Source organism: Streptomyces sp. CA-111067 (genome assembly GCF_050956065.1).
GTDB lineage: Bacteria > Actinomycetota > Actinomycetes > Streptomycetales > Streptomycetaceae > Actinacidiphila.
This window is the reverse complement of record NZ_CP192103.1, coordinates 3619985-3644357: the sequence shown is the minus strand read 5'-3', so window position 1 is coordinate 3644357 and position 24373 is coordinate 3619985. Positions and strand designations below refer to the sequence as shown.

At 73.6% G+C, this 24373-nt stretch carries 21 protein-coding genes; 15 read left to right on the top strand and 6 right to left on the bottom strand.

What is annotated here, in order from left to right; all coding sequences use genetic code 11:
- Nucleotides 1-16 precede the first annotated feature (16 nt).
- From ACQPW6_RS15870 to ACQPW6_RS15815, 12 genes are all read left to right on the top strand, one after another.
- Nucleotides 17-460 carry a phage tail protein gene (locus tag ACQPW6_RS15870; RefSeq protein ID WP_433890289.1) on the top strand — a complete coding sequence of 148 codons (444 nt, stop codon included), beginning with the start codon at nucleotides 17-19 and terminating at the stop codon, nucleotides 458-460.
- Nucleotides 460-981: a hypothetical protein gene (locus ACQPW6_RS15865; protein WP_433890288.1), complete on the top strand. Its 522-nt coding sequence runs from the start codon at nucleotides 460-462 to the stop codon at nucleotides 979-981. Before ACQPW6_RS15870 ends, ACQPW6_RS15865 begins: the two co-directional genes overlap by 1 nt.
- Nucleotides 978-1136, top strand: coding sequence for a DUF6760 family protein (locus ACQPW6_RS15860; RefSeq protein WP_433890287.1), 159 nt, complete (start codon nucleotides 978-980; stop codon nucleotides 1134-1136). The genes ACQPW6_RS15865 and ACQPW6_RS15860 overlap by 4 nt, the downstream gene beginning before the upstream one ends.
- Before the next feature lie 1264 nt (nucleotides 1137-2400).
- Nucleotides 2401-2580 carry a hypothetical protein gene (locus tag ACQPW6_RS15855; protein WP_433890286.1) on the top strand — a complete coding sequence of 60 codons (180 nt, stop codon included), beginning with the start codon at nucleotides 2401-2403 and terminating at the stop codon, nucleotides 2578-2580.
- Nucleotides 2581-5003: 2423 nt separating this feature from the next.
- Entirely contained in the window at nucleotides 5004-5906 is a 903-nt protein-coding gene (locus tag ACQPW6_RS15850; RefSeq protein WP_433890285.1) for a hypothetical protein, read from the top strand.
- Nucleotides 5907-6005: 99 nt separating this feature from the next.
- Nucleotides 6006-6428: a phage tail protein gene (locus ACQPW6_RS15845; RefSeq protein ID WP_433890284.1), complete on the top strand. Its 423-nt coding sequence runs from the start codon at nucleotides 6006-6008 to the stop codon at nucleotides 6426-6428.
- Between the two features lie 16 nt (nucleotides 6429-6444).
- Nucleotides 6445-7167 carry a peptidase M23 gene (locus ACQPW6_RS15840; RefSeq protein WP_433890283.1) on the top strand — a complete coding sequence of 241 codons (723 nt, stop codon included), beginning with the start codon at nucleotides 6445-6447 and terminating at the stop codon, nucleotides 7165-7167.
- Nucleotides 7167-9065, top strand: coding sequence for a VgrG-related protein (locus ACQPW6_RS15835; RefSeq protein WP_433890282.1), 1899 nt, complete (start codon nucleotides 7167-7169; stop codon nucleotides 9063-9065). The genes ACQPW6_RS15840 and ACQPW6_RS15835 overlap by 1 nt, the downstream gene beginning before the upstream one ends.
- A gap of 49 nt (nucleotides 9066-9114) precedes the next feature.
- The gene (locus ACQPW6_RS15830) at nucleotides 9115-9558 is read left to right on the top strand and encodes a GPW/gp25 family protein (protein WP_433890281.1); all 444 of its coding nucleotides are present in this window, start codon (nucleotides 9115-9117) and stop codon (nucleotides 9556-9558) included.
- Nucleotides 9558-11519 (top strand): putative baseplate assembly protein, encoded by a 1962-nt coding sequence (locus ACQPW6_RS15825; protein ID WP_433890280.1) that lies wholly within the window; start codon nucleotides 9558-9560, stop codon nucleotides 11517-11519. The genes ACQPW6_RS15830 and ACQPW6_RS15825 overlap by 1 nt, the downstream gene beginning before the upstream one ends.
- A 79-nt stretch (nucleotides 11520-11598) precedes the next feature.
- Nucleotides 11599-12165, top strand: coding sequence for a phage tail protein (locus ACQPW6_RS15820; protein WP_433890279.1), 567 nt, complete (start codon nucleotides 11599-11601; stop codon nucleotides 12163-12165).
- Nucleotides 12162-13724: an NADase-type glycan-binding domain-containing protein gene (locus ACQPW6_RS15815; RefSeq protein ID WP_433890278.1), complete on the top strand. Its 1563-nt coding sequence runs from the start codon at nucleotides 12162-12164 to the stop codon at nucleotides 13722-13724. The genes ACQPW6_RS15820 and ACQPW6_RS15815 overlap by 4 nt, the downstream gene beginning before the upstream one ends.
- 136 nt (nucleotides 13725-13860) lie before the next feature.
- Here ACQPW6_RS15815 and ACQPW6_RS15810 read toward each other — a convergent pair whose 3' ends face one another.
- Nucleotides 13861-15306, bottom strand: a complete 1446-nt coding sequence (locus ACQPW6_RS15810; protein ID WP_433890277.1) for a DHA2 family efflux MFS transporter permease subunit — start codon at nucleotides 15304-15306, stop codon at nucleotides 13861-13863.
- 94 nt (nucleotides 15307-15400) lie between these two features.
- On the opposite strand from ACQPW6_RS15810, the gene ACQPW6_RS15805 reads away from it, so the two are divergent.
- Both ACQPW6_RS15805 and ACQPW6_RS15800 read left to right on the top strand, forming a co-directional pair.
- On the top strand, nucleotides 15401-16138 hold the full coding sequence (locus ACQPW6_RS15805; RefSeq protein WP_433890276.1) for a TetR/AcrR family transcriptional regulator: 738 nt from the start codon (nucleotides 15401-15403) through the stop codon (nucleotides 16136-16138).
- A 19-nt stretch (nucleotides 16139-16157) separates the two neighbouring features.
- Nucleotides 16158-17105, top strand: a complete 948-nt coding sequence (locus ACQPW6_RS15800; RefSeq protein WP_433890275.1) for a sigma-70 family RNA polymerase sigma factor — start codon at nucleotides 16158-16160, stop codon at nucleotides 17103-17105.
- 100 nt (nucleotides 17106-17205) lie between these two features.
- Here the strand turns inward: ACQPW6_RS15800 and ACQPW6_RS15795 are convergent, their stop codons facing one another.
- Complete coding sequence (locus ACQPW6_RS15795; RefSeq protein ID WP_433890274.1) at nucleotides 17206-18699, bottom strand: MFS transporter; 1494 nt, start codon at nucleotides 18697-18699, stop codon at nucleotides 17206-17208.
- Between the two features lie 6 nt (nucleotides 18700-18705).
- Nucleotides 18706-19338 carry a hemerythrin domain-containing protein gene (locus ACQPW6_RS15790; protein ID WP_433890273.1) on the bottom strand — a complete coding sequence of 211 codons (633 nt, stop codon included), beginning with the start codon at nucleotides 19336-19338 and terminating at the stop codon, nucleotides 18706-18708.
- Nucleotides 19339-19480: 142 nt separating this feature from the next.
- Between ACQPW6_RS15790 and ACQPW6_RS15785 the strand changes: the two genes are divergently transcribed.
- Nucleotides 19481-20101 (top strand): TetR/AcrR family transcriptional regulator, encoded by a 621-nt coding sequence (locus ACQPW6_RS15785; RefSeq protein ID WP_433890272.1) that lies wholly within the window; start codon nucleotides 19481-19483, stop codon nucleotides 20099-20101.
- Between the two features lie 19 nt (nucleotides 20102-20120).
- Here the strand turns inward: ACQPW6_RS15785 and ACQPW6_RS15780 are convergent, their stop codons facing one another.
- The 3 genes from ACQPW6_RS15780 to ACQPW6_RS15770 all read right to left on the bottom strand — a co-directional run bounded on the left by ACQPW6_RS15780 (nucleotide 20121) and on the right by ACQPW6_RS15770 (nucleotide 24368).
- On the bottom strand, nucleotides 20121-21116 hold the full coding sequence (locus ACQPW6_RS15780; protein ID WP_433890271.1) for an acyltransferase domain-containing protein: 996 nt from the start codon (nucleotides 21114-21116) through the stop codon (nucleotides 20121-20123).
- 231 nt (nucleotides 21117-21347) lie between these two features.
- Nucleotides 21348-22298 (bottom strand): AfsA-related hotdog domain-containing protein, encoded by a 951-nt coding sequence (locus tag ACQPW6_RS15775; protein ID WP_433890270.1) that lies wholly within the window; start codon nucleotides 22296-22298, stop codon nucleotides 21348-21350.
- Nucleotides 22299-22352: 54 nt separating this feature from the next.
- Nucleotides 22353-24368, bottom strand: a complete 2016-nt coding sequence (locus tag ACQPW6_RS15770) for a type I polyketide synthase (protein WP_433894542.1) — start codon at nucleotides 24366-24368, stop codon at nucleotides 22353-22355.
- Between the last annotated feature and the right edge of the window lie 5 nt (nucleotides 24369-24373).

Below are 24373 nucleotides of genomic sequence, written 5' to 3'. Positions count from 1 at the left end.
CAAGGACAGCGAACTCATGAGTCTCCAGCCGGGTGACGCTCTCACCTCACACAATTTCGGCCTGCAGATCGACGGTGTCATGGTCGAGTACCTCTCCGAGGTCAGCGGCCTCAGCATGGAGCAGGACGTCATCACCTACCAGCAGAACACCCCCAACGGGCAGAACGTGGTCAAGAACCTGCCGGGCGTGAAGAAGAACGGCACCTGCACGGTGGTCCGCGGCATGACCCACTCGGCCTCGTTCACCCAGTGGATCAACGAGTCGATCACCGGGCAGATGACCACGGCCCGCAAGAACGCCTCCATCATCATGATGGACTTCCAGAACAACCCGGTGAAGCGCTACCACCTGCGCAACGCCTGGTGCAACAAGATCGACGCGAGCACGGTGAAGGCCGGCGAGGCCGCCGCGCTCACCGAGACCGTCACCATCGCGTTCGAAGAACTGGTCATCGAGTAATGCGCCGTTCGGCTGCCAGGGCTGACAGCGTCCAGGAGTCCGGCGCGGACGTGACACCGTCCGCGCCGGCCGACGGGGCGCCGGCCGGCCAGGTTCCGCAGGTGGTGCAGGCTCCGCCGATCCAGCAGCAGCCGCCTCGGCAACAGGAGGTGCTGCGGACGGAGTTCGCGTTCCAGCTGCCGCGCGGATACGTGGACGAGTCGGGCGTCGTGCACCGGGACGGAGTGATGCGGCTGTCCACGGCGCGGGACGAACTCGTCCCGCTGCGCGACATGCGCGTCCAGGAGAACCCGGCGTTCCTGTCGGTGGTGCTGCTCGGCCGGGTGATCACCCGGCTCGGCACCGTCCCGATCGTGCACGACGGCATCGTGGAGAACATGTTCGCCTCCGACCTGGCGTTCCTGCAGGACTTCTACCGCCAGATCAACGCCGAGGGCCACACCCGGGCGGCTGTGGAGTGCCCGCACTGCGCCGAACCCTTCGAGGTCGAACTCGGCGGGAGCCGCCTGGGGGAATCGTGACGTACGCGAACGACCGGCTGCACGAGGAGATCGCGTACGTCGCCTACCACTTCCACTGGAGCCTGGAAGAGATCCTGGACCTGGAACACCACGACCGCCGCCGCTGGACGGACGGGATCGCGTCCTTGGTGACGCGGGCCGGAGCGGAGGGCTGAGCGGTGGGGTTGTTCGAACGGTTGCGGGGCGGCCGGACGCCGGACGCGGGTACGCCGTCCGGCGGGGAGCCGGCGTCTGCGCCGGCCGCTGCTCGGAGTGAGCCGGGAGCGGTGGGCGGTGCTGTCGCGCCGGTCGCCGCGTCCTGGGCGGGACTGCCGCCGATCCAGCGGGCGGTGGCCGTGAGCCGCACCGGAGTCGCCGACTCCGCGTTCGGCGGCCGGCTGCCGACCTGGCAGAACCCGTCGTTCATGGGCACGGCCTCGCACGCGGTGCTCGGCGGCGAGCCGACCGCGATGCTCAGCGATCCGGCGTCCCGCCCGGTGGCCGCCCGCCCGGTCTCCGGCCTCGAACGCCGCCCGGGCACGATCCCGTTGCGGGACAGCACGGCCCCGGTGCAGCGGGCCCCGGCGGTCCCGCTGCGGGCGCTGCCCGCGAACCAGCGTTCGGGGCCTTCGTCCCCTGCCGGGGCGGGAGTTACGGGCGGTTCGATGCCGCTCCAGCGCGCGGCGGTGAGCGGTTCGCCGTCCACGCCCGGCAGTTCACCGGCGCCGTCCGGCGTCCGGGTGACGCCCCTGCCGGCGGCCCAGGCCCCCCGGGCGAGGTCCCTGACCCGGTCGGACTCCGGTTCGACGGGCGGGCAGCAGCGTGTTCTCCCGGTGACGCGGACGGGCGCGTCGGGTGGCGCGGGTGGTTCGGGCGTTGGCGCGGGTATGCCGGTGCAGCGCGCGGTCTTCGGCGGCGGTTCGCCGTCCGGCGAGGTCGGTGGCAGTGATGGCCCGGTAGGCCCCGGCCCCGGCCCCGGCGCGGGTGGTTTTGCCGGGGGCTCGGCCCCCGGTGCGGCCGGATCCGGGGCTTCGTCGTCCGGCCAGCCGGGCGGACGTGGCCCGGTGGGCCTGGGCGCTCCGATACAGCGCGCGGTGGGCGGCGGTGGCGTTGCGGGTGGTTCCGCCGGTGCGGGACTTGGCCCGGTAGGCGCGGGCTCCGGCGCGGGCGCCTCCGTGCAGCGGGCGGTCGGCGGTAACGGTGGCGGCGCCAACCCCCTTGCTGGGCAGGAGAGTTCGGGCGGCGGTGGCGTCGCGGGTGGTTCCGGTCCGGTAGGGCCGGGCTCTGGCATGCCGGTGCAGCGCGCGGCTGGCGGAAGTTCGCCGTCTGGCCCGGCGGGCGATGGCGGTAAGGGTACGGCTGGCGGAAATTCCGGTCCCGGGACTGCGGGCGGGGCTGGCAGCGGCGGCGCTGTGGGGAGTTCAGCGGGTAGGAACACCGGTGCCGGTCGTAGCCCGGGGTCCGGTGTGGGTGGCGCTGGTACGCCGATTCAGCGGGCGGTTGGTGGCGGTTCGCCGTCCGGCCAGGCTGGCGGTGGCCGTGGTGGTGCGGGTGGTTCGGCCAGCGGGGCTGATGGTGGTGCGGCTGGCCAGGGCTTTGGCGCGGGTGGCGCTGGCATGACGGGTAGTGGCGGGGTTTCGGCGTCTGGCCAGGCCGGTGGCAGCGGTGCTATTGGCTCGGCGGGCAGTTCGGCGAGCCGAGACGCTGGTTCCGGTCGTGGCCCGGCGGGGCTGGGCTCCGGTGCGGGCGGTGCCGGTACGCCGGTTCAGCGGGCTGTCGGCGGTGGCGGAGTTTCGGCGTCCGGTCAGGCGGGCGGTGGCGCCTCGGCGTCTGGTCAGGCTGGCGGTAGCCGTGGTGGTGCGAGCGGTTCGGGCGGTGGGGCCGGTCTCGGTCCGGCTGGATCGGGGTCTGGCGCGAGCGGCCTTGGTAAGCCGGTGCAACGCGCGGCCGGTGCTGCCGGTGGAGACGCTGGTTTTTCGGGAGGTTCAGGCCGGGGCGGCGCTGCGGCGGGTTCAGGTGCCGGTGCGGGCGCCTCGGTGCAGCGGGCAGTTGGTGACGGTGGCATGCCGTCCGGCCAGGCTGGTGCTGGCCATGGCGGCTCGGGCGGCGGAGCCGGTTCGGGTCGTGGCCCGGGCGCGTCGGGGTCTGGTGCGGGTATGCCGGTGCAGCGCGCGGCCGGTGGTGGCGGGGCTTCGTCGTCTGCTTCGGGCAGCGGCGGCCGTGGTGTCGATGGGAATACGGGTGCGGGTCGTGGCCCGCTCGGCTCGGGTGCGGGTGGTTCGGCTGGCGGGGGTGTCTCCGGTGGTGGTCCCGGGGGTTCAGCGGGCGGGAACTCTGGTTCCGGCACCGGTGCGGGTGCCTCGGTGCAGCGGGCGGTCGGCGGTGGCGGATCGTCGCCGTCCGGTCAGGCCGGCGGTGGCCACGGTGGTGCGGTTGGTTCGGCGAGCGGCAACGCCGGTGCGGGCGGTGCGGGGATGCCGGTGCAGCGTGCGGTTGGCGGCGGCTCGCCGTCCGGCCAAGGCGGTCGTGGTGCTGCGGGTGGCGACGCTGGTCGTTCGGGAGGTTCGGGTCGGGGTGGCAGCGGTGGCGCTGCGTTCGGCTCCGGTGTAGGCGCTTCGGGGTCTGGTCACGCTGGCGGTAGCCGTGGCGGCGCCGCCGGTTCCGGTGCGGGTGGCGCGGGCATGTCGGTGCAGCGTGCGGCGGGTAGCGGTGGCGGCTCGCCGTCCGGCCAAGGCGGCCGTGGCGGTGCAAGTGGCTCGGCCGATGCTGGTCGTTCGGGAAGTTCGGCCGGTGATGGCAACGGTGGTGCCGCGTTCGGCTCCGGTGCGGGTGGCGCGGGTATGTCGGTGCAGCGTGCGGCGGGTAGCGGTGGCGGCTCGCCGTCCGGCCAAGGCGGGCGTGGCGGTGCAAGTGGCTCGGCCGATGCTGGTCGTTCGGGAAGTTCGGCCGGTGATGGCAGCGGTGGCGCCGCGTTCGGCTCTGGTGCGGGTGGCGCGGGGATGCCCGTGCAGCGTGCGGTTGGTGGCGGCTCGTCGTCCGGCCAAGGCGGGCGTGGCGGTGCAAGTGGCTCGGCAGACGTCGGAGGTTCGGGTCGGGGTGGCAGCGGTGGCGCCGCGTCTGGCTCCGGTGGAGGCGCCTCGGGGTCTGGCCAGGCCGGCGGTAGCCGTGGTGGGGCCGCCGGTTCCGGTGCGGGTGGCGCAGGTATGCCAGTGCAGCGTGCGGTTGACGGCGGCTTGCCGTCTGGCCAAGGCGGCGGTGGTGCTGCGGGTGGGTCGGCCGGTGGCGACGCTGGTCGTTCGGGAGGTTCGGGCCGGGGTGGCGGTAGTGGCGTTGCGTTCGGCTCCGGTGTAGGCGCGTCGGCGTCTGGCCAGGCCGGGGGTAGCCGTGGCGCCGCAGGGACCGGTGCGGGTATGACCGTGCAGCGTGCGGTTGGCGGCGGCTCGCCGTCCGGCCAGGGTGGTGGCCTTGGCGCTGCGGGTGGTTCGGGCGGTGGGGCCGCCGGTTCCGGAAATGGCCCCGGTGCGGGGATGCCGGTTCAGCGCGCGCCGGGTGGCGGTGGCGGCTTGCCGTCCGGTCAAGGCGGTGGCCCTGGTGCGGCGAGTGGATCAGCCGGTGGGGACGGCGGTCGTTCGGGCGGCAGCGGTGGCGGTGCTGCCGGATCTGGGCGTGGCCCCGCCGCAGGTGCCTGGGTGCAGCGCGCGGTGGGTGACGGCGGCATGCCGTCCGGCAACCGTGGTGGCGCCGCAGGCTCCGCTGGCCCCGGCCAGGGTGGCAACGGCGGCGCTGCGGCCGGTTCCGGTCGTGGCGCGGGCTCCGCAGCGGGCGCCGGCATGCCCGTTCAGCGCGCGGCCGGTGGCGCCTCGTCGTCCGCCCAGGCCGGTGGCAACCAAGACGGCCCGGGCTCCGCGCCCGGCGTTGGCTCGCCCGTGCAGCGCTCAGCCAGCAGTGGCCTCTCGCCGTCCGACCTGGCCGGTGGCAGCCGTGGTCCGGTCCAACCGGGGTCCAGCGCGGGAGATGGCACTTCGCCGTCCCCCTCCTCACACGTGAACGGTCCCGGCGGCAAGACCGGCGCCCCCCCGTCAGGCTCGGCCACAACCCCCGCCGGGTCGCTGCCCGTCGTCCCGCTCAACTCGCCCTCCACGCGCGGCACGTCGGCGTCCAGCGCCGCGCCCGTCGTCCAGCGCCGCGCCCGCCCGGGGCTCGGCGCCCCGATCGCCGCTCCGATCCCCGTGCACGCCGTCCCGGACAACACCCCGCCCCCGGCCCGGCGTTCACCCCTCGGCGCGCCCATGAGCGCCGTGCCCGTGCCGACCCAGACCACCTCCGCCCAGATCCTCCCCATGGCCCCGCCGCCACCCCTCGTCGGCCCTCCGGGAGCCCTGAGCCTCGTACCGCCGATCTCGCCAACCCTCAACCCACCCACCGACGTTCAGCGCAGCGTCACCGGGCCCGCCAAGGTCGTGCCGCTGCGCCGGCCCGCGCAGAGCACGTCGGCGCCGCTCCCGGTGACGCCCCTCGCGCGGCCACCGGCCCCCGTCACCGACATGCCCGTCGTCCAGCGCCTCGGGCGCAACAAAGCGCACAAGCCCGGCTCGTCCGCCATCGGCAGCCTCGCCTCCGCCGCCGCGGCCACCGTCGGCAACGTCTTCACCTCGCAGTCGAGCCGGCCACACCGGCCCGCCGATCCGCCGCCGCCCGCGTACACCCGGTCGGACGCGGCCGCGCCGCCGCCACCGTACGAACCGCCGCAGGCCGCCGCCCGTTCCGCCTCGCCGCCGCCGGAGTACACCGCCGTGCCCGCGGGCGGGTTCGACCCGCGGGACCTCACCGACTTCCAGCTCGACGAGCTCGTGCACCGGATCATCGGCCGGGTCACCCGGCTGATCCGTACCGAACTCCGGCTGGACCGCGAGCGGATCGGCAAACTCCGCGACCCACGCCGCTGACCCCGCCCCCTCCCGAACGACCGAGCCGACCGACCGAGCCGACCGCACCGAGCCGAACGACAGACCTGATCGACCCGAACGACAGAAAGGCCCGCCGCGATGTCCAGCCAGGACCCGGGCTCCACCATCTGGTTCAGCCTCAGCATCGACGGCGAGAGCCTCGGCTACTTCAACGGGTGCGACGGCCTGGCGTCCCAGGTGGAGGTCGAGCACCGCCACGAGGGCGGCAACAACGGCTTCGTCTGGACGCTGCCGACCCGGGTCACGTTCTCCACGATCCGGCTGACCCGCCCGCTGACCCCGGACACGACGAAGGTCGCCAAGTGGATCTCGTCCGTGCAGACCGGGATCAAGCGGCCCACCGCGCAGATCGCGGCGCTGCGCGCGGACGGCTCGGAGGTCGCGAGCTGGGGGCTGATCGACGTGCTGCCGGTGAGCTGGAGCGGGCCGAGCCTGGACCCGGCCAACCCGGCGGTCGCCACGGAGGTCCTGGAGATCGCCCACCACGGATTCACGGACTGAAGGGACTGCCGACACCATGGCCAAGGGCAGCAGGGGCGCCGGCAAGAGCCTGATCCGCGCCAACCTGGCAATTCACGAACCTCCCGTGGGCGACAGCACGATGCCCGGCGGGCTGATCAAGACGTTCGGCTTCGACTTCAACCCGGCGCAGCTGTCGCTGACCCGGCGCGCGCAGTGGAAGGCGACCCCGGCGCAGATCGAACGGGACGGCTCGCTCCCGGAGTTCATGGGGGTGGAGGCGATGGAGATGAGCGTGGAGATCTTCCTCGACTCCTCCGACGAGCCGACCGGCAACTCCGTGCTGAAGAAGGTCGAGGCGCTGCTGGAGTGCTGCGAGACGACGATGAAGAGCATCGGCGCCAAGCAGCCCTCGCCGCCGTGGGTGGTGTTCCAGTGGGGGTCGTTCTCGACGGCCCGCTTCACCGCGTACGTCAGTTCGGTCGAGGCCGCGTACTCGCTGTTCGGCACCACCGGCGTGCCGATCCGCGCCACCTGCCGGCTGCAACTGCACGAGATCCCCGGCAAGACCATGAACCAGAACCCGACGTCGGGCGCGCTGACCGCGCAGCGCGTCCACCGGCTGGTGGCGGGCGACTCGTTGCAGTCGCTGGCCTGGCGGGAGTACGGCAACGCCGCCGCCTGGCGGTCGATCGCCGAGGCCAACGGCATTGACGATCCAGGGCAGTTGAAGACCGGCGTCGAACTGGTGCTGCCGGCGGCCGAGGAGGTGCACGGCTGATGGTGCGGTACGCGTTCTCCAATGTCATCGACGTCAAGATCGGCGGCGCCAAGCTGCCCCCGGAGTACACCAGCGCGCTGGTGGACAGCTACGTGGACCAGGGGGTGGGGGTGCCGGCCGCGTTCCGGCTGACCTTCCGCGACCCGTACCGCAAGCTGCTCGGCAAGCTCGGCGTGAAGTTCGGCACCACCGTGGTGCTGGCGCCGGTGGCCGACGGCCGCGGCGCCGGCGACCGGCTGCTGACCGGTGAGGTCACCGGACTTGAGGTCGACTACGACGGCACCGGCACGTTCGCCGTCATCCGCGGCTACGACCTCGGGCACCGGCTGCTGCGCCGCCGCCGGGTGACGGCCTTCCGCAACCAGAGCGCGTCCGACATCGCCAGGAAGCTGGCCGCGCAGGACGGCGTGCCGATCGGCCGGATCCAGTCCACCAAGACCGTCTACCAGTTCATCAGCCAGTCCAACGTCACCGACTGGGACTTCCTGGCCCGCCTCGCCGACGAGAACGAGATGGTGATGTCCATCGACTCGGACGGCAAGTTCCAGTTCGTGACGCCCAAGCCGTCCTCCGGCGCGCCCTCGCCGAGCACCGACGGCGACAAGAGCCCGTTCGTGCTCCAGGCCGGCCACGACATCCTGCGGCTGCGGGCCGCGGTGACGGCCGCCGACCAGGTCGGCAAGGTCGAGTCGCGGGGCTGGGACGTCACCACGAAGAAGAAGCTCAGCGCCGTCTCACCGGCCGTGTCCAACCCCGGTATCGGGATCGGCACCACGCCGGGGGTGGCCGCGGGCAAGTTCGGCATGGTGAAGCTGGTCGACACCGGCACCCCCTACGACAAGCAGAACGAGGTGAAGTTCGCCGCCGACGCGCTCGCCGACGACGTCACCTCCTCGTTCGCCGAGGTGGAGGTCGTCGCGCGCGGAAATCCCAAGCTGCGGCCGGGAGTTCCGGTGGCGCTGTCCGACGTCGGCGAGCCCTTCGAGGGCAAGTACACCGTCACCTCGGTACGGCACCTGTTCGGCGACGGCAAGCACTACGAGTCGTGGGTGACGGTCAGCGGACGCCAGTGGCGCTCGCTGTACGGGCTCGCCTCCGGTGGCGGCGAGATCGCGCCGCGACTGCCGAGCGTGGCCAACGCGCTGGTCACCGACGTCAACGACCCACTCAAGCAGGGCCGGGTCAGGCTGCAGTTCCCGTGGCTGGACGACAGCTACGTCAGCGACTGGACGCGGACGGTGCAGTTGGGCGGCCTCGGCGGCGGCGGGATCTTCCCGATGGACGTCAACGACGAGGTGCTGGTGGCGTTCGACCGCGGCGCGCTGGACCACCCGTTCGTGATCGGCGGCCTCTACAACGGCAAGGACAACCCGACCGTCGTCAGCGATGTGCCGCTGCACGACGCCGTCCGCAAGAAGGCCAGCCGGCACACCGTCTCGGACCGGGACGGCAACCGGATGGACCTGCTGAGCCAGCAGACCGGCCGCCGGAAGCAGGGCGTCCGGCTCACCACCGGCGACAAGCAGCTGGTGATCAACCTGGACCGGGCCAACACCGAGATCACCGTGGACAGCAAGGGGTCGGTGACGATCAAGGGCAGCCGCGAGGTGTCGGTCGAGGCGGGCACCGACCTCACGCTCAGCGCCCGGCGCGCGCTGACCATCAAGAGCGGCGGCCCGCTGAGCATCAGCGGCGACGGCGTGGTCAACGTGCGCGCCAACGGCGAGTTGGGGCTGAACGCGCTGGGCGCGCTGAACATGAACGCGGTCGGCGCCGCGATGCTCTCCGGCGAGGGCACCGTGCAGATCACCTCGATCGCCAACACCACCATCAAGGCCGCCAGCACGCTGATCATGTCGCCCGAGGTGCTGGTCAACGGGGTTCCGCTGCCGATATGAGGCGGCCGATTCGAATACCGATCTTTTCAGGAAGGCAGGAGCGGGTCTGATGGCCGAGCAGTTCGTCGGGTCGGGGTGGTCGTTCCCGCTGCGGATCGGGCCGACCGGCGGGATCGCCCTGGTCAGCGGGGAACGCGAGATCGAGGAGGCGATCAGGCTGGTCCTGTCGACGGCGCCGGGGGAGCGGCCGATGCGGCCGGACTTCGGCTGCGCGATCCAGGACCTGGTCTTCGCACCGGTCAACGAGCAGACCGCGGGCCGGATCCAGCACGAGGTGTACGTCAGCCTGGACCGCTGGGAGCCGCGGATCGAGGTGGACGACGTCGAGGTCACCGCCGGCACCGACCAGAGCGTGCTGTACATCGACGTGCGCTACTCGATCCGCGGCACGAACAACCCGCGCAGCCTCGTCTTCCCGTTCTACGTCATCCCGTCCCACGACGAGCCGGGCACCGGCCCCGGCACGGGCAACTCCTCTGAAAGCGACCGCTGATGGCCCTGCCCTCCCCGAATCTCGACGACCGCCGATTCCAGCAGTTCGTCGACGACGCCAAGCGCTACATCCAGCAGCGCGCGCCGGAGTGGACCGACCACAACGTCTCCGACCCCGGCGTCACGCTGGTCGAGACGGTCGCGCACATGGCCGACCAGATCGTCTACCGGCTCAACCGGGTGCCGGAGAAGAACCACCTGGCGTTCCTCGACCTGGTCGGGATCACGCTGTTCCCGCCGTCCGCGGCCCGCACCGATGTGACCTTCTGGCTGTCGGCGCCGCAGGACGAGCCGGTGGCGATCCCCGTCGGCACCGAGGCGGCCACCGTGCGGACCGCCGACGAGGAGGCGGTGGTCTTCGCCACCGAGCGCGAACTGTCCATCGTGAACAGCTCGTTGGGCCATCTTCTGGTGCAGCACCGCGGCGAGCAGGTGGTGGACCGCACGCACGACCTCGCCGACGACGACAAGGACGTGCTGTGCTTCGCGGAGGCGCCCGCGCCCGGCGACTGCATGCTGCTCGGCCTGACCGCCGCCGTTCCGCACTGCGCGGTCTCCCTCGACCTGGACAGCCGGGTGGACGGTGTCGGCGTCGACCCGCGGCAGCCGCCGCTGGAGTGGGAGGCGTGGACCGAGGACGGCTGGCAGCCCTGCGAGGTGGACCGGGACGGCACCGGCGGCCTCAACCGGCCCGGCGAGGTGGTGCTGCACGTCCCCGGCGGGCACGTGCTGTCCCGCAACGCCGGCCAGGAGGCCGGCTGGCTGCGCTGCCGGGTCACCGAGCCGCTGCCCGGCCAGCCCTTCTACACCAACTCGCCGACGATCAGGTCGGCCGTGGCCTTCACCATCGGCGGCACCACCGCCACCGTGCACGCCGAGACCGTCACCGACGAGGCCCTCGGGGAGTCCACCGGGCTGCCCGGGCAGCGGCTGCGGCTCGCGCACTTCCCGGTCGTCGGCGACACCCCGCCGCTGCTGCTCCAGACCGCCGAGCACGAGGGCTGGACGGACTGGGAGGTGGTGCAGAACTTCGCCGCCTCCGGCCCCGAGGACCGGCACATCACGCTGGACGCCACCACCGGCGAGATCGCCTTCGGCCCGGCGGTCCGCGAACCCGACGGCTCGCTGCGCCAGTACGGCACCGTCGCCCCCAAGGGCTCCCCGATCAGGGCCCGCCGCTACCGCACCGGCGGCGGCCGGGACGGCAACGTGGCGCGCGGCTCGGTGCAGATCCTGCGGACCTCCATCCCGTACGTCTCCGAGGTCGTCAACCGCGAGGCCGCGCTCGGCGGCGTGGACGGCGAGACGGTCGAGGAGGCCAAGGTCCGCGCCCCGATCAGCCTGCGCGCGCAGGACCGGGCGGTGACGCTGCGCGACTACGAGGAGCTGGCCCGCCGGGCCGCCCCGGAGACCGCGCGGATCACCTGCCTGGAGGGCGAGGAGGGCGAGCACGGCGCCTACGCGGTAAGGGTGTTGGTGGTGCCGCAGGCCGTGCCCGATCCCGGCGGCCGGCTGCGGTTCGAGCAACTGGTGCTCGGCGAGGCGCTGTTGGAGCGGATCACCCGGCACCTGGACGAACGGCGGCTGATCGGCACCCGGTTGGCGGTCGGCCCGCCGTTCTACCAGGGCGTCACCGTGGTCGCCACCGTGCACGCCTTCCGCGGCGTGGACACCGACCGGGTGCGCCGGCAGGTGCACGACGCCCTCTACCGGCACCTGGACCCGCTGACCGGCGGCACCGACGGCAAGGGCTGGCCGTTCGGCCGGCCCGTCCAGGCCGGCGAGGCGTTCGCGGTGCTCCAGCGGGTGCCGGGCGTGGAGCTGGTCGACGAGGTCGTGCTGCACCCGGCCGACCCGCTGAGCGGCAAGCGCGGCGACGCGACCAACCGGATCGACCTGTCGCCGCCGTCGCTGGTGTTCTCCTTCGACCACCGCGTCCGGGTGATCGGGGACGCGTCCTGATGAGCGCCGCTCCGAACGCCGGGCCGAACGTCCAGCCGATCGCCGGGCCGAACACCGCCTGGACCAGCGGGAGTCGGCGATGAGAGGGTCCATCGACGGCCTCGGCTCGTCCGCGCCGATCGGCGGCATGCTGCCGGCCGTCTTCGCCGACGACGACCTCGCGCTGCGCTTCGTCGCCGGCCTCGACGACGTGGTCGCGCCGATCCACAGCGCGCTCGACTGCCTCGACACCTACTTCAAGCCGTTCCTCGCGCCGCTCGACTTCGCCCGCTGGCTGGCCAGTTGGGTCGGCGCCGAGACCGACGGCACCGAACCCGAGCCGCTGCTGCGTGCCGCCGTGGCCACGGCGGCGTACCTGCACCGCATCCGCGGCACCCGGCGCGGCCTGGCCGAGGCGGTCAGGCTCGCGTTCGGCACCGAGCCGGTGATCACCGAGAGCGGCGGCGCCGACTGGAGCGGCCGCCCGCTGGGCCGGTTCCCCGGCGAGGAACGCCCGCGCCTGCACGTACTCCTGGCGCTGCCGGCGCCCACCTCGGCGGACGAGTACCGCCTCGACACCATCGTGGCCGCCGCCAGGCCCGCCCACATGCCGTACACGGTCCAGGTGACCGTCGGCGAACCCGCCGAAAGGACCCCGGAGAGATGACGACCAGCCAGAAGTGCGGCGAATGCGGCGCCCGCGTGGAGCCGGGCCTGTCGTTCTGTGACGCCTGCGGGGCCGTGCTGAGCTGGGCGGAACGCAACGGGGCCACCGCGGACGCGACCGCCGGGTCCGCCGCGGGGACCGCCGACTCCCGCTCGCACGAGGGCGGTTCGCGTGCGGCCGAGGAGGGCTCCGGCGGCTCGTCGGAGGGCACGGGACGCGGCGGGCTGTCGCTCGTCCCGTCGCCGCCCCCCTCGCCGTCCCCCGCGGAGCAGCCGTCGGGCCCGCCGGCCGCGGAACCCGGCTGGGACGCCTTCGCCCGTCCGGGCGGCGGCGCCGGCCTGCCCCGCGCGGACCGTCCGCAGCCCGTACCCGAGGTGTCCGACCCGTGGGGACCGTACTCGGGCCCGGACGGCCCGGACGGCACGGACGGTCAGGCCGGGAGCGCCCCCGCCGCGCGCGAGACGCCCGCCGCCTACGAGATGCCCGCCCCCCGCGAGGCTCCCGCCGCCTTCGAGGCGCCGGCCGGCTACCACTCGCCCGGCGCCCCGCCGCCCGCCGACCCCGACCTGGAGGACACCCTCCAGAACGAGCCCGCGAGCACCCAGGGGCCGAGCGCCCAGCGACCGAACGCCCAGGGCCCGAGCACCCTGGAGAGCGAGGGCATGACCGACCGGGCCCGCCGGCTGCTCGTCCCGGTCGCCGACCCCGAGCCGTACGCGGCCCCCTCGGTCGCCCCGGTGCTGCCGGGCCGGCCGGTGGCCCAGCGCCCGCAGTCCGTACGGGCCCCCGGCGTGGAGCTCGGCACCGAGGGCGGCACGCCCTGCCCCTGGTGCGGCACCGGCAACCGGCCCGAGCGGCACTACTGCGCCAGGTGCGCGATGCCGATGGCCGGCGAGCGGCACGTGCCCGGGCGCCAACTGCCGTGGTGGCGGCGGCTGCTGGGCTTCCGCAACCGGGAGACCCCGTGGGCCGGCGACCGCCCCCGGGTGCGCCGCGCCTTCGACCGGGTGCTCAGCTGGCTGGGGGCGGCGGTCGCCCTGACCCTGGTGATCATCGCGGCCGTCAACATCCCCGACGGCGTCCAGGCCACCCGCGACCACTTCTCCAAGCGGGCCCCGGTCTCGCCCGACCACTTCGCCGCGTCGCACTCCTTCCCGGGCCACGGGCCGCAGTCGGCGTTCGACGAGCTCAACAACACCTGGTGGGGTCCCGGGGTCTCCGAGTCGGGCCAGGGCCAGTGGATCGAGGCGTCCTTCGACCAGCCGACCCGGCTGCTCGACCTGATCATCACCCCGGGGGTCTCCTCGCGGGCCGACCAGAACACCAAGGCGGCCCTCCCGCACCGCATCGAGGCCCAGATCACCACGTCGAGCGGGAAGACCACCACCCGCGACATCACCCTCGACCAGGGGGCGGGCGGCCAGCGCCGTGCCTTGCGGGTCGGCGACGTCACCAAGGTCCGCTTCGTCCTGGAGTCCGCTTACCAGATCTCCGCGCAGAAGCAGGTCTCGATCGCGGAGATCGAGTTCTTCGGGCCGTCGAACGCGAGCAGCAGCTGATCCCGGTAATCCCGGCGATCCAAGGTGCCCTGGCGCTCCCGGCGCTCCCGGCGCTCCCGGCGAGCCGGCGACCCCGGTGATCCCGGCCTGAACGGCCGCCCGGCCTCCCGCGTTCCCTCCCGGGAGGCCGGCCGGCTCAGTGGGCCTGCTGCGCGTGCTTGGGCAGCAGGCCCACCAGCAGCAGCGTCAGCAGGTTCAGGCCGGCCGCGATGCCGAAGACCAGCTCGGCGGCGGCCAGGTAGGAGTGCGCGGAGCCGTGCCCGACCCGGGCGAAGAACACCGTGCCGAGCGCGGCCACGCCGATCGCGCCGGCGAACTGCTGCACCGCGTTGAGCAGGCCCGCTCCGGTGCCGACCTCCTCGGGGGTGGCGTCGCCGATGATGAAGTCGACCAGCGGGATGAACACCAGGCCCGAGCCGAAGCCGGTGAGCAGCAGCGCGGGCGCCAGCTTCCCGACGGTGAGGCCGTCGCCGAAGTGGGCGACCGACCACCACAGGGCGAGCAGGCCGACGACGGCGATCGACAGGCCCAGGTGCAGGGTGCCGCGGCCGAGCTTCTCGGCGAGCACCGCGCCGGCGAGCAGCACGGCGACCGCGGTGCCCAGCGCCCACGGGATCAGCGCGAGGCCCGCGTGCAGCGGCGTCCAGTGCATGCCCTGCTGGAGCAGCAGGTTGATGGTGAGCACGAACGCGCTCAGTGACGCGTAGAACCCGGCGACGATCACCAGGCCGACGACGAAGCTGCGCTTGGCGAACAGCGTCGGGGTGATGACCGGGTGCGCGGCCCGCCGCTGGGAGACGACGAACAGCGCGAGGACGACGGCCGAGCCGGCCATCATCAGGTACGTCCACGCGGGCCAGCCGAGGTCGCGGCCCTGGATCAGCGGGACGATCAGCAGCGCCGAGGCGGCGGTGAGCAGCGCGACGCCGGTGAGGTCGAGGCGGGCGGCCGGGTCCTCGCCGCCGCGGCGGGGCAGCACCCGCCAGGCGAGCAGCCCGGCGACCACCCCGAAGGGGACGTTGATCAGGAAGATCGACCGCCACTGGCTGCCGAACAGGTCCAGGTGCAGCAGCCAGCCGGCCAGGATCGGCCCGGCCACCATGGTCACGCCCATCAGCGGGCCGACCGGGGTCAGCGCCTTGCGCAGGTGCTGCGGCGGGAAGACCACCTTCACCAGGGCGAGGCCCTGCGGGATCATCACCGATCCGCACAGCCCCTGGAGGGTGCGGGCGACGATCAGGAACACCGGATCGGGCGCGAGGCCGCAGGCCAGCGAGGCCAGGGTGAAGCCGGTCATGCCGAGCAGGAACAGTCGGCGGCGGCCGAGCACGTCGCCGAGCCGGCCGGAGATGACCAGGCCGAGCGCGAAGGCCGCGGTGTAGGCGCTGAGCACCCATTGCAGGGTCACCTGGCCGCCGCCGAGGTCGGCGCGGATGGAGGGGCCGGCCAGGTTGGCGACGCTGGAGTCGATCAGATCCATGATGTCGGCCAGCACGACGGCGACCAGGACGAGCCACGCGGAGCGGGTCGGCAGCCCGGCGGGGGTGGTGGGCGCTGGGGGTGAGAGCTGTTGAGTGGTCACGAACACTGTTCTACGCCAGAACACTGTTCGTGGCAACACGAGCAGCGTTCGGAGTGTTGTGGAACACTGTTCGCGAGTTCGCTAGACTGCCCGTATGCCCCCGACTCCGCAGCAACGGCGCGCAGCACGACACCAGCTCGGCACCGACTCCGGCGCCCCCTCGTCCCGGAGCGGACCGGCCGCCGGCCGCAAGAAGCCGATCACCGTCGAGGCCATCATCAGCACCGCGTTCGGCATCGTGGAGAGCGAGGGATACGCCGCCCTCACCATGCGCCGGGTGGCGAGCGCGCTGGAGACGGGCCCGTCCTCGCTCTACGCCCACGTGGTCAACAAGGAGGACCTGGACGAGCTGCTGATCGGCCGGCTGTGCGCCGTCATCGACCTGCCGGAGCCCGACCCGGCCCGCTGGCGGGAGCAGATCACCGCGGTCTGCGCCCAGCTGCGCGACCAGTACCTGCGCTACCCCGGCATCTCGCAGGCCGCCTTCGCCGCGGCCCCGTCCAACCTGGACACACTGCGGGTCGCCGAGGGCATGCTCGCCATCCTGCTGGCCGGCGGCATCGACCCGCTGGCCGCCGCCTGGGCGATCGACTCGCTGACGCTCTACGTCAACGCCTACAGCCTGGAGGTCTCGCTCGCCGACAGCCGCCGGGGCCGCAGCGAGGACGGCTGGGTGGTCGGCCAGGACGAGCTGCTGCGCCGGTTCGCCGCGCTGCCCGACACCTTCCCGCAGACCAAGCGGTATGCCACCGAGCTGACCGCCGGCACCCTGCACGACCGGTTCGACTTCACCATCGGTTTGATGATCGGCGGCCTGCCGGCTGCGCCATGATGGACCGGTGGAGGCACCGGTGGAGGGTCGGACGGACTACGAGCCGTACCGCGGCGAGCTGGTCGCGTACTGCTACCGGATGACGGGCTCGTTCCACGAGGCCGAGGACCTGGTGCAGGAGACCATGCTGCGCGCGTGGAAGGCCCGCGACCGGTACGACGGCACGCGCGCGTCGCTGCGCACCTGGCTGTACCGGATCGCGACCAACACCTGCCTGAACGCACTGGAGGGACGCGGCCGGCGTCCGCTGCCGTCGGGCCTCGGCGCGCCGGGCGACGACCCCCGGGCGCCGCTCACCCCGGCGCTCGACGTCCCCTGGCTTGAGCCCTTCCCCGACCCGCGGTTCGACGCGGACGTACGGGCCGACCTGCGGCTCGCGCTGGTGGCCGCCACGCAGGTGCTGCCGGCGCGGCAGCGGGCCGTGCTGGTACTGCGCGAGGTGCTGCAGTTCAGCGCCGCCGAGGTCGCCGAGCAGCTGGAGACCACGGCCGCCGCCGTCAACAGCGCGCTCCAGCGGGCCCGGGCCGCCCTCGCCGACGCGGGCGGCCCCGACGAGGTCGCCGAGCCCGAGGACCCCGAGGTGCGGGCGCTGGTCCAGCGCTATGTGCGGGCGTTCGAGACGGCCGACGTGCCCGCGCTGGTGCGGCTGCTCGCGGCGGACGCGGTGCTGGAGATGCCGCCGGTGCCGCTGTGGTTCCGCGGCAGGCGCGACTACGGCCTGTTCATCGACCGGGTCTACGAGATGCGCGGCATGGACTGCCGGATGCTGGACCGCCTCCCCGACGGGACCGGGCCGCTCACCGCGAACGGGCAGCCGGCGCTGGTGCTGTACACGCGGGAGCCGGACGGCGGCCACCGGGTGCATTCGTTGCAGCTCCTCACCGTGGCGGGCGGCCTGATCGCCCGGAACGTCGTCTTCACCGATCCTGAGGTCTTCGCGATGTTCGGGCTGCCCGAGCGGATCTGACGGGGCTGGGAGGCGCGCGCGCCGGTGCCGCCGTCCCGGTGGGGTGCGGGAGGGCGGCGTACGGGACAGCGGCATACGGGGAGGGCGGCGGCCCCGGCGGTCAGTGGCCGGCGGCCTCCTCCGCGGTGAGCCGGGCGTTCATGGTGCCGGCCGCGACCACCGCGGCCACCGCGTAGATCACCGCGCCCGCCAGCAGGCCGGCCGCGTACCCGCTGGTCAGTGCGGAGGCGGCGGCGTGGCCCGCGGACACCTTGTTCCTGGTGACCGTCGAGGCGACGGCCGCGAGCGCCGCGAGGCCCAGCGCGCCGCCGCACTGCACGCTGGTGTTCAGCAGGCCGGCCGCCACGCCCGACTCGCGCGGCTCGACGCCCCGCATGCCGGTCACCGTGCAGCCGATGAACGTCATACCGGTGCCGATGCCGACGGCCAGCATCGCCGGGACCAGCGTCACCCAGTAGCCCGATCCGGGGTCGAGCAGCAGCGCGACCCAGAGCAGGCCGCCCGCGCCGAGCCCCATCCCGGCCCCGACCACGACCCCGGCCGGCAGTGCCGCGAGCAGCCGCGGGCCGAGGCCGGCGACCGCGACACCCGTGCCCACCACGATCGGCAGGTAGGCCAGGCCGGTGTGCAGCGGCGAGTAGTGCCGTACCACCTGCATATAGAGGGTGAGCAGGTAGAACATCGCGAGCAGGCCGAGGCCGAGCAGCAGCATCACCGCGTTGGCGCCGCCCCTGTTGCGGTCGGCGACCAGCCGGGAGGGCAGCATCGGCGCCCGGCTGCGCCGCTCGATCACCAGGAAGGACGCCACCAGCACGGCGCCGGCCGCGAACGAGGCGAGGGTGCCGGCGTCCGACCACCCGTCGGCGGTGCCGCGGCTCAGCGCGTAGATCAGCGAGCCGATGCCGAGCGTGGCGGTGATGGCGCCGGGCACGTCGATCCGGGCCCGCTCGGTCTCGCCGGGCTTCAGCACGCCCAGGCCCGTGCCGGCCAGCACCAGCAGCGCGATCGGCGCGTTGATGAGCAGCACCCACCGCCAGCTCGCGTACTCCGTCAGCGCCCCGCCCACCAACAGGCCGAGCACCGAGCCGAGGCCGCCCATGGCGCCGTACACGCCGAGCGCCTTCGTCCGCGCCGGGCCCTCGGGGAAGGTGACGGCGAGCAGCGACAGCGCGCAGGGCGCGGCGAGTGCGGCGCCGCAGCCCTGGACGACGCGCGAGACGATCAGCGCCGTCTCGTTCGGCGCGAATCCGCCGCTCACCGAGGCGAGCGTGAACAGCGCGATGCCGGCGCGGAAGACCCGCAGCCGGCCGAACAGGTCGCCGGCCCGGCCGCCGACGAGCAGCAGCCCGCCGAAGGCGAGCGCGTAGAAGCTGATCACCCAGTTCAGGTCGGCCGGCGGGACGTCCAGCGAGCGCTGGATGCTGGGCACGGCGACGTTCACGATCGTGTCGTCGAGCACCAGCATGAGCTGGGCGGCGGCGATGACCAGCAGCGCGAGGCCGAGGCCGCGGGGGCCCGCGGGGCCGGTTGTCTGACGGGATGTGCCGTCGGCGGTGCTCTTGGCCGTGCCGTCGGCGGTGCTGTCAATGGACATGGCAGGTCACCGACCGTTCCAGGCGTCGTGCGCGGAGTAGGCCGGTGCCCACTGCTCGCGGAAGGCGGTCGCCAGGTGCGGCGGGAACTTGGTGAGGATCCGGTCGAGGGCCTCCGGCCCGGTGTCGCTGAGCAGCCAGGGCATGTATGTCGGGGCGTCGGGCAGCAGCCGCTGCCCGTGCACGGCGGCGAAGTGCTGCCACTGCTCGGGCGGCAGCGCGAGGTCGATCAGCGGCAGGCCGTCGGTCTCCTCGTGGGTGAGGTGGCCGGTGAGCTTGCCGGCGAACTCGTCCACGATGTCGGCGAACCGCTGGTGGCCGTGGTCGGGGTCGGCGCCGGCCGCGTCGATTTCCGCGAACAGCGGCTCGATGACGGAGTGCTCGGCTTCGAGGGCGTCGGCGAGCGCGAGCTGGTCGGGGTTGCCGGCGACCGCCGCGCGCAGGGCGGGCCAGAGGATGTCGTCCTCGGTCTGGTGGTGCACCACGAGGAACTTCTTGAACAGCTCCCAGCCGAGCGCCGCCCGCAGCAGCTTCGCCGGGTCGTCGCCGGTGCCGGACGCGATCCGGACGACCTGTCTGAGGTCCCTGACCAGCGCGTTGTGGATCTGGAACATCATGCTCATGTCGAGCTTGTAGTCCACTGGGTTCCTCCGTGCCGTTGTGCAGGTGTGCGGGGCTGGGTGACTCTCAGCCCAGAATGAACCTCAGACTCATTTCATGTCAAGGCTCAAAAGGTGCTCAGCATCTCTTGAGTCCAGATGTCGTGCGCGTAGAATGGCGGCCATGACGATGGACCGTTCCCTGCCGCTGCGCGAGCGCAAGAAGCTGCGCACCCGCCGGGCGCTCGCGGACGCCGCGCTGCGGCTGTTCGCCGAGAAGGGCTTCGACGTGGTCACGCTGGAGGAGCTGGCCGAAGAGGCGGAGGTCTCCAAGAGCACGTTCTCCCGCACCTTCGAGGCGAAGGAGGCGGCGGGCATCGAGGCGGAGGCCGAGCTGTGGGCGGCCTTCCTGGCCGAGGTCGAGGCCGGCCCGCTGTCCGGCCCGGTGCTCGGCGAGCTGCACCGGGTGCTGGCCGCCGCCGCTTCCGGCCTCGACGACACCTGGGACGACCGCTTCCTCGCCACCCGCCGCCTCGCCGTCTCCGAACCGGCGCTGCTGCGCTACCTGGAGCACTACCGGGCGCGCGTGAGAGAGCAGTTGGTGGCCTCACTCGCGGCCAAACTCGCCCTCGACCGCGACGACTTGCGCCTGCACGTCCTGGCCGAGCTGGTCATGACGGCCTTCAGCATCCCCGGCCGTGCCTGGGTCCGCGGCGGCGGAGCGGGCGGCCGGGCCGCCCTCCTGGCCGGCCTGACGGGCGCGATCCGCGCGGTGCCGGCGAGCCTGGACCTGGCGGCGGAGTAGGCGCCCGGGCCCTCCCCGGTCAGGCCGTCATCGCCAGGGCGGTGCTGACGGACTCGTCGAAGAGGTGGCGGGTCGCGCGGGGGTCGGACCCGGGAGTTGCCGGGAGCAGGGGCAGGACGACGTTCCGGCCGTTCTGGACCGCGGGGTGGAGTTGCAGGACGGCCGCGCAACTCCCTTTCGGGCCCGCTTCGAGGTAGACGCGGGTACCGGAGGTGAGGAGGTCGTCCATCGCGGGCCAGAACAGTACCGGCCTGGCCAGTTGGGCCGACCAGAACTCCGGGGTGACGGACTCGGCGGCGGTCACGTCGCGGGCCGTGCAGGTGGAGCGGATGGTGAGGGCGGGCGGGCGCAGCTCGACGTCCTTGAGCAGGTCGCGGAACCGGATCGCCGCGTCGGCGCACAGCGGGCTGTGGAACGGTTGCCTCGCCTTCACCGGGCGGCACGCGACCACTTGGGCGGTCAGGGTTCGCTCGGCGGCGCGCAGCGCGGTCTCCCCGCCCGAAAGGACCGTCTGGTAGGGGCTGTTGACCGCCGCGACCGCCACTCCGTGCCCGGCGAGGTCGCCGCCGAGCGCCTCGCGGATCCGGTCGGCGCTCGCGGCCACCGCGAGCATCCCGCCGGGTTCGGTCTCCGCCATCGCGGTGGTCCTGGCCGCCATCACCCGGCTGCCCTCGGCGACGCTGAACACCCCGGCGACGGCTGCTGCCGCGAGCTCGCCGACGCTGTGCCCGACCAGGACGGCGGGGCGCAGGCCGCGGGCGATCACGGCGGCGGCGAGTGCGGCGCCGACGGCGAACAGCAGGGGTTGCGCGCGTGAGCAGTCGTCGAACTCCGGGCCGGGGTGGGCGGAGAGCCAGTCGTCCCGCAGGCGGGCGCCCTCGGCACCGCTCGCGGCGAAGAACTCGTCGAGCAGCGAGGTGAAGGCGGGGTCGGCGCCGTACAAGTCCGCGCCCATTCGGGGTTGTTGGGCGCCCTGGCCGGGGAAGACCAGGGCGACTTCGCGGCGAACGTCCATGGGAACCATCACCTTTGGCGGTCTGGGGGGCGGCGGGGGCGGGGCGCGGGTTGGGATTCTCGGGCTGGGGCCGGGCTTGTCGGCTCGGGCTCGTCGCCGGGGGCGGGACGCGTCACGGGAATCGGAGGGGCACGGCGGCGGGCGTGCCAGGGTGGCGGGGCGGGTCACGGCGGTGGGCGCGTCACGGTGGCGCGCGCGTCACGGTGGCGCGCGCCTCAGGCGTTGGGCGCGTCAGGGGTTGAGCGCGGTCAGCTCCAGCGTTCCGCTCGCGACCCGGACGCCCGCCTGGTCGATGGCGACCGACGCCGTCACCGCGCCCGGCCGGCCGGTCACCGTCACCGCGCACTCGGCGGGCACGTCGATCTCCACGAAGATGCCGAAGTCCAACTCGGCCCGGGTCAGGGCCGCCTCGCCCGCGCGCAGCCCCGCCTCCGCCGCGCTGCGCAGCGCGGACTGCCGCATGGCCTCGATCAGCAGCGACGCCGGGATGTGGTCGTAGTCCCGGTCGAAGAACGACGGATGGGTGCGGTCCACCAGCAGCGGGAACCGGCCGGGCCGCACGGCGGGCCCGATCACCACGTTGCCCCGGTCGCGCCGCCCGACCGACTCGGGCTCGACCGGCTTGACGTCGGCCGTGCCGCCGCTCCCGCCGCTCCCGCCGCTCCCAGCGTCCACGGTCCGCCGGGACCGCTGGTAGTCCCGGATCTCCCGGTAGGACTTGGGCGGGAACAGGACGCTGCCGAACGACAGCGTCATCGCCCGCGCCGAGCCGACGATGAAGTCGCCGGCGATGTCGAACGTCTCGTCGGTCTGCGTGACCCTGACCTTGATGACGCCTTGCAGCGGCGTGCTCCCGTCGGCCCGGAAGGCGGCCAACTCCGGCACGGTCAGGGTGATCTGCTGCACGGCGGACGGGGTGCCCCGCTTGACGTCCAGGTACTCGTGCCGGATCACGACGAACGCCTGCCGGAACGCCTCCGTCATCGCCAACGGGTCGTGCCAGGGCGCCTGCTGGTCCGACCACAGCGGGTGGTCGGGCGCCACCCGTATGGCGATGGCGTACTCCTCGGGGCCGATCCGCGCGTGGTCGGTGACGAACACCTCGCGGGCGGAGCGCCGGTTCACGGTCGCGGGCGGCACCAACTGGTCGAAGCCGAGCGCGGCAACGGGGTCGATGGTCATCGAGAGCCTCCGGAACGGTCGGTGGAGCGGGTGGGGGAGCAGGCGGCGGAAGAGTCAGTGCTCGTCAAGGAACGTGGCCAGCGAGCGGATGGTCGGGTGGTCGAAGATGTCGCTCAGGCCGATCCGGGCGTCGGTCAACGCCTGGAGCCGGCCGCGCAGTTCGACGGCGGTCAGCGAGTTCAGCCCGTGGGCGACGAGGTCGTCGTCCAGGCCGACCGGGCCGTACTCGGCGAGCATGTCGGCGACGGCGGTCCGTACGGTGTCGGTGAAGTCCCCTGCTGGTGCGGTGGTGTTGGCGGCCGCCGGTGTCGCCGACGGGCCCGGCGCGGACCAGAAGCGCTGCCGGGCGAAGGGATACGTCGGCAGCTCGACCCGCCGGGCGCCGGACTCGGCGAAGAGGGCCGCCCAGTCGATCGCGCCGCCGGCCGTGAACCGCTCGGCCAGGTCCCGCAGTTCGCCACGTCCGATCACGCTGCCCGGCTCGGGCGCGCGGGCGAACCGCCGCAGCCCCGCGAGCAGTTCGTCCCGGTTGGCGCCGAGTACGACGGCCCGGTGGGCGAACCGGGCCCGGGCCAGCAGGGTGAACCCCACGTCCACCGGGTCGAGTTCGGCCCCCTCGGGCGCCGCGAGCAGGGCGAGCAGCCGGTCGGCTTGTGCGGCCAGCGCGGCCGGGGTCTTCGCCGACAGCACCCACGGCACGGCGGGCATCGGCCGCCGGGTCGTCTCCGGCGTCGGCGGGGCCTGTTCGAGGATGACGTGCGCGTTGGTCCCGGCGATGCCGAACGCCGACACCGCCGCCCGGCGCGGACGCCCGGTCGCCGGCCAGCTCTGCCGCCCGGCCGCCAGCCGTACCGCCCCCGACGTCCAGTCCACATGCGGGCTCGGCGCGTCCACATGCAGTGTCGGCGGCACGATGCCGTGCCGCAGCGCCCCGACCATCTTGATCACGCCGGCCACCCCGGCCGCTGCCTGGGTGTGCCCGATGTTGGACTTCAACGACCCCAGCGCGAGGGGCCGTTCGGCGGGCCGGTCCTTCCCGTACGTGGCCAGCACGGCCTGCGCCTCGATGGGATCGCCCAGCACCGTTCCCGTTCCGTGCGCCTCGACGATGTCCACGTCGGCGGTGGTCAGGCCCGCGTCGGCGAGTGCGGCGCGGATCACCCGTTGCTGGGAGGGGCCGTTGGGCGCGGTGAGCCCGTTGGAGGCGCCGTCCTGGTTGACCGCGCTGCCGCGTACCAGCGCCAGCACTTCGTGCCCGTTCCGTCGCGCGTCCGACAGCCGCTCCAGGACGACGACGCCGACGCCCTCGGCCCACCCGGTGCCGTCCGCCGCTGCTGCGAACGACTTGCACCGCCCGTCCGGCGCCAGACCGTGCTGCCTGGCCATGTCCACGAAGCCCCGGGGCGTCGCCATGACGGTCGCGCCGCCGGCCAGCACGAGATCCGAATCCCGCGACCGCAGCGACTGGGCGGCCAGGTGTACCGCGACCAGCGACGACGAGCACGCCGTGTCGATCGTCACGGCCGGCCCCTCAAGGCCGAGCGTGTAGGACAGCCGGCCGGAGACGAGGCTGCCCGCCGTGCCCGTCAACCGGTAGCCCTCGGTGCCGGCTTCGGCCAGGTCGCGCCCGTACTCCTGGGCCATGTGCCCGACGAACACGCCGGTCGCGCTGCCGGCCAGGGCGTGCGGGTCGATGCCGGCGTTCTCCAGCGCCTCCCATGCGACTTCGAGCAGCAGCCGCTGCTGCGGGTCCATCGCCACGGCCTCCACCGGGCCGATCCCGAAGAACCCGGCGTCGAACTCGGCGGCACCGGAGAGGAATCCGCCGTCGCGGACGTACGTCGTGCCCGGACGGTCCGGGTCGGGATCGTAGAGCGCGGCCAGGTCCCAGCCCCGGTCGGCGGGGAAGCCCGAGATCGCGTCCCGGCCCTCGACGACGAGGTCCCACAGGCCGGCGGCGGAGTCGGCGCCGCCGGGGAACCGGCAGCCGATGCCGACGACCGCGACCGGGTCGTCGCCGCCCCGGCCAGTGCCGCGCAGCCGCTCGATCTCCTTGAGCGACTCGCGCAGCGCCG

Bases quoted from the DNA above. Each gene is read 5' to 3' on its own strand.
- ACQPW6_RS15845 (WP_433890284.1), top strand. From the start codon at position 6,006: ATGTCCAGCCAGGACCCGGGCTCCACCATCTGGTTCAGCCTCAGCATC.
- ACQPW6_RS15820 (WP_433890279.1), top strand. From the start codon at position 11,599: ATGAGAGGGTCCATCGACGGCCTCGGCTCGTCCGCGCCGATCGGCGGC.
- ACQPW6_RS15830 (WP_433890281.1), top strand. From the start codon at position 9,115: ATGGCCGAGCAGTTCGTCGGGTCGGGGTGGTCGTTCCCGCTGCGGATC.
- ACQPW6_RS15775 (WP_433890270.1), bottom strand. From the start codon at position 22,298: ATGACCATCGACCCCGTTGCCGCGCTCGGCTTCGACCAGTTGGTGCCG.
- ACQPW6_RS15835 (WP_433890282.1), top strand. From the start codon at position 7,167: ATGGTGCGGTACGCGTTCTCCAATGTCATCGACGTCAAGATCGGCGGC.
- ACQPW6_RS15805 (WP_433890276.1), top strand. From the start codon at position 15,401: ATGCCCCCGACTCCGCAGCAACGGCGCGCAGCACGACACCAGCTCGGC.
- ACQPW6_RS15815 (WP_433890278.1), top strand. From the start codon at position 12,162: ATGACGACCAGCCAGAAGTGCGGCGAATGCGGCGCCCGCGTGGAGCCG.
- ACQPW6_RS15795 (WP_433890274.1), bottom strand. From the start codon at position 18,699: ATGTCCATTGACAGCACCGCCGACGGCACGGCCAAGAGCACCGCCGAC.
- ACQPW6_RS15825 (WP_433890280.1), top strand. From the start codon at position 9,558: ATGGCCCTGCCCTCCCCGAATCTCGACGACCGCCGATTCCAGCAGTTC.
- ACQPW6_RS15840 (WP_433890283.1), top strand. From the start codon at position 6,445: ATGGCCAAGGGCAGCAGGGGCGCCGGCAAGAGCCTGATCCGCGCCAAC.
- ACQPW6_RS15865 (WP_433890288.1), top strand. From the start codon at position 460: ATGCGCCGTTCGGCTGCCAGGGCTGACAGCGTCCAGGAGTCCGGCGCG.
- ACQPW6_RS15870 (WP_433890289.1), top strand. From the start codon at position 17: ATGAGTCTCCAGCCGGGTGACGCTCTCACCTCACACAATTTCGGCCTG.
- ACQPW6_RS15785 (WP_433890272.1), top strand. From the start codon at position 19,481: ATGACGATGGACCGTTCCCTGCCGCTGCGCGAGCGCAAGAAGCTGCGC.
- ACQPW6_RS15780 (WP_433890271.1), bottom strand. From the start codon at position 21,116: ATGGACGTTCGCCGCGAAGTCGCCCTGGTCTTCCCCGGCCAGGGCGCC.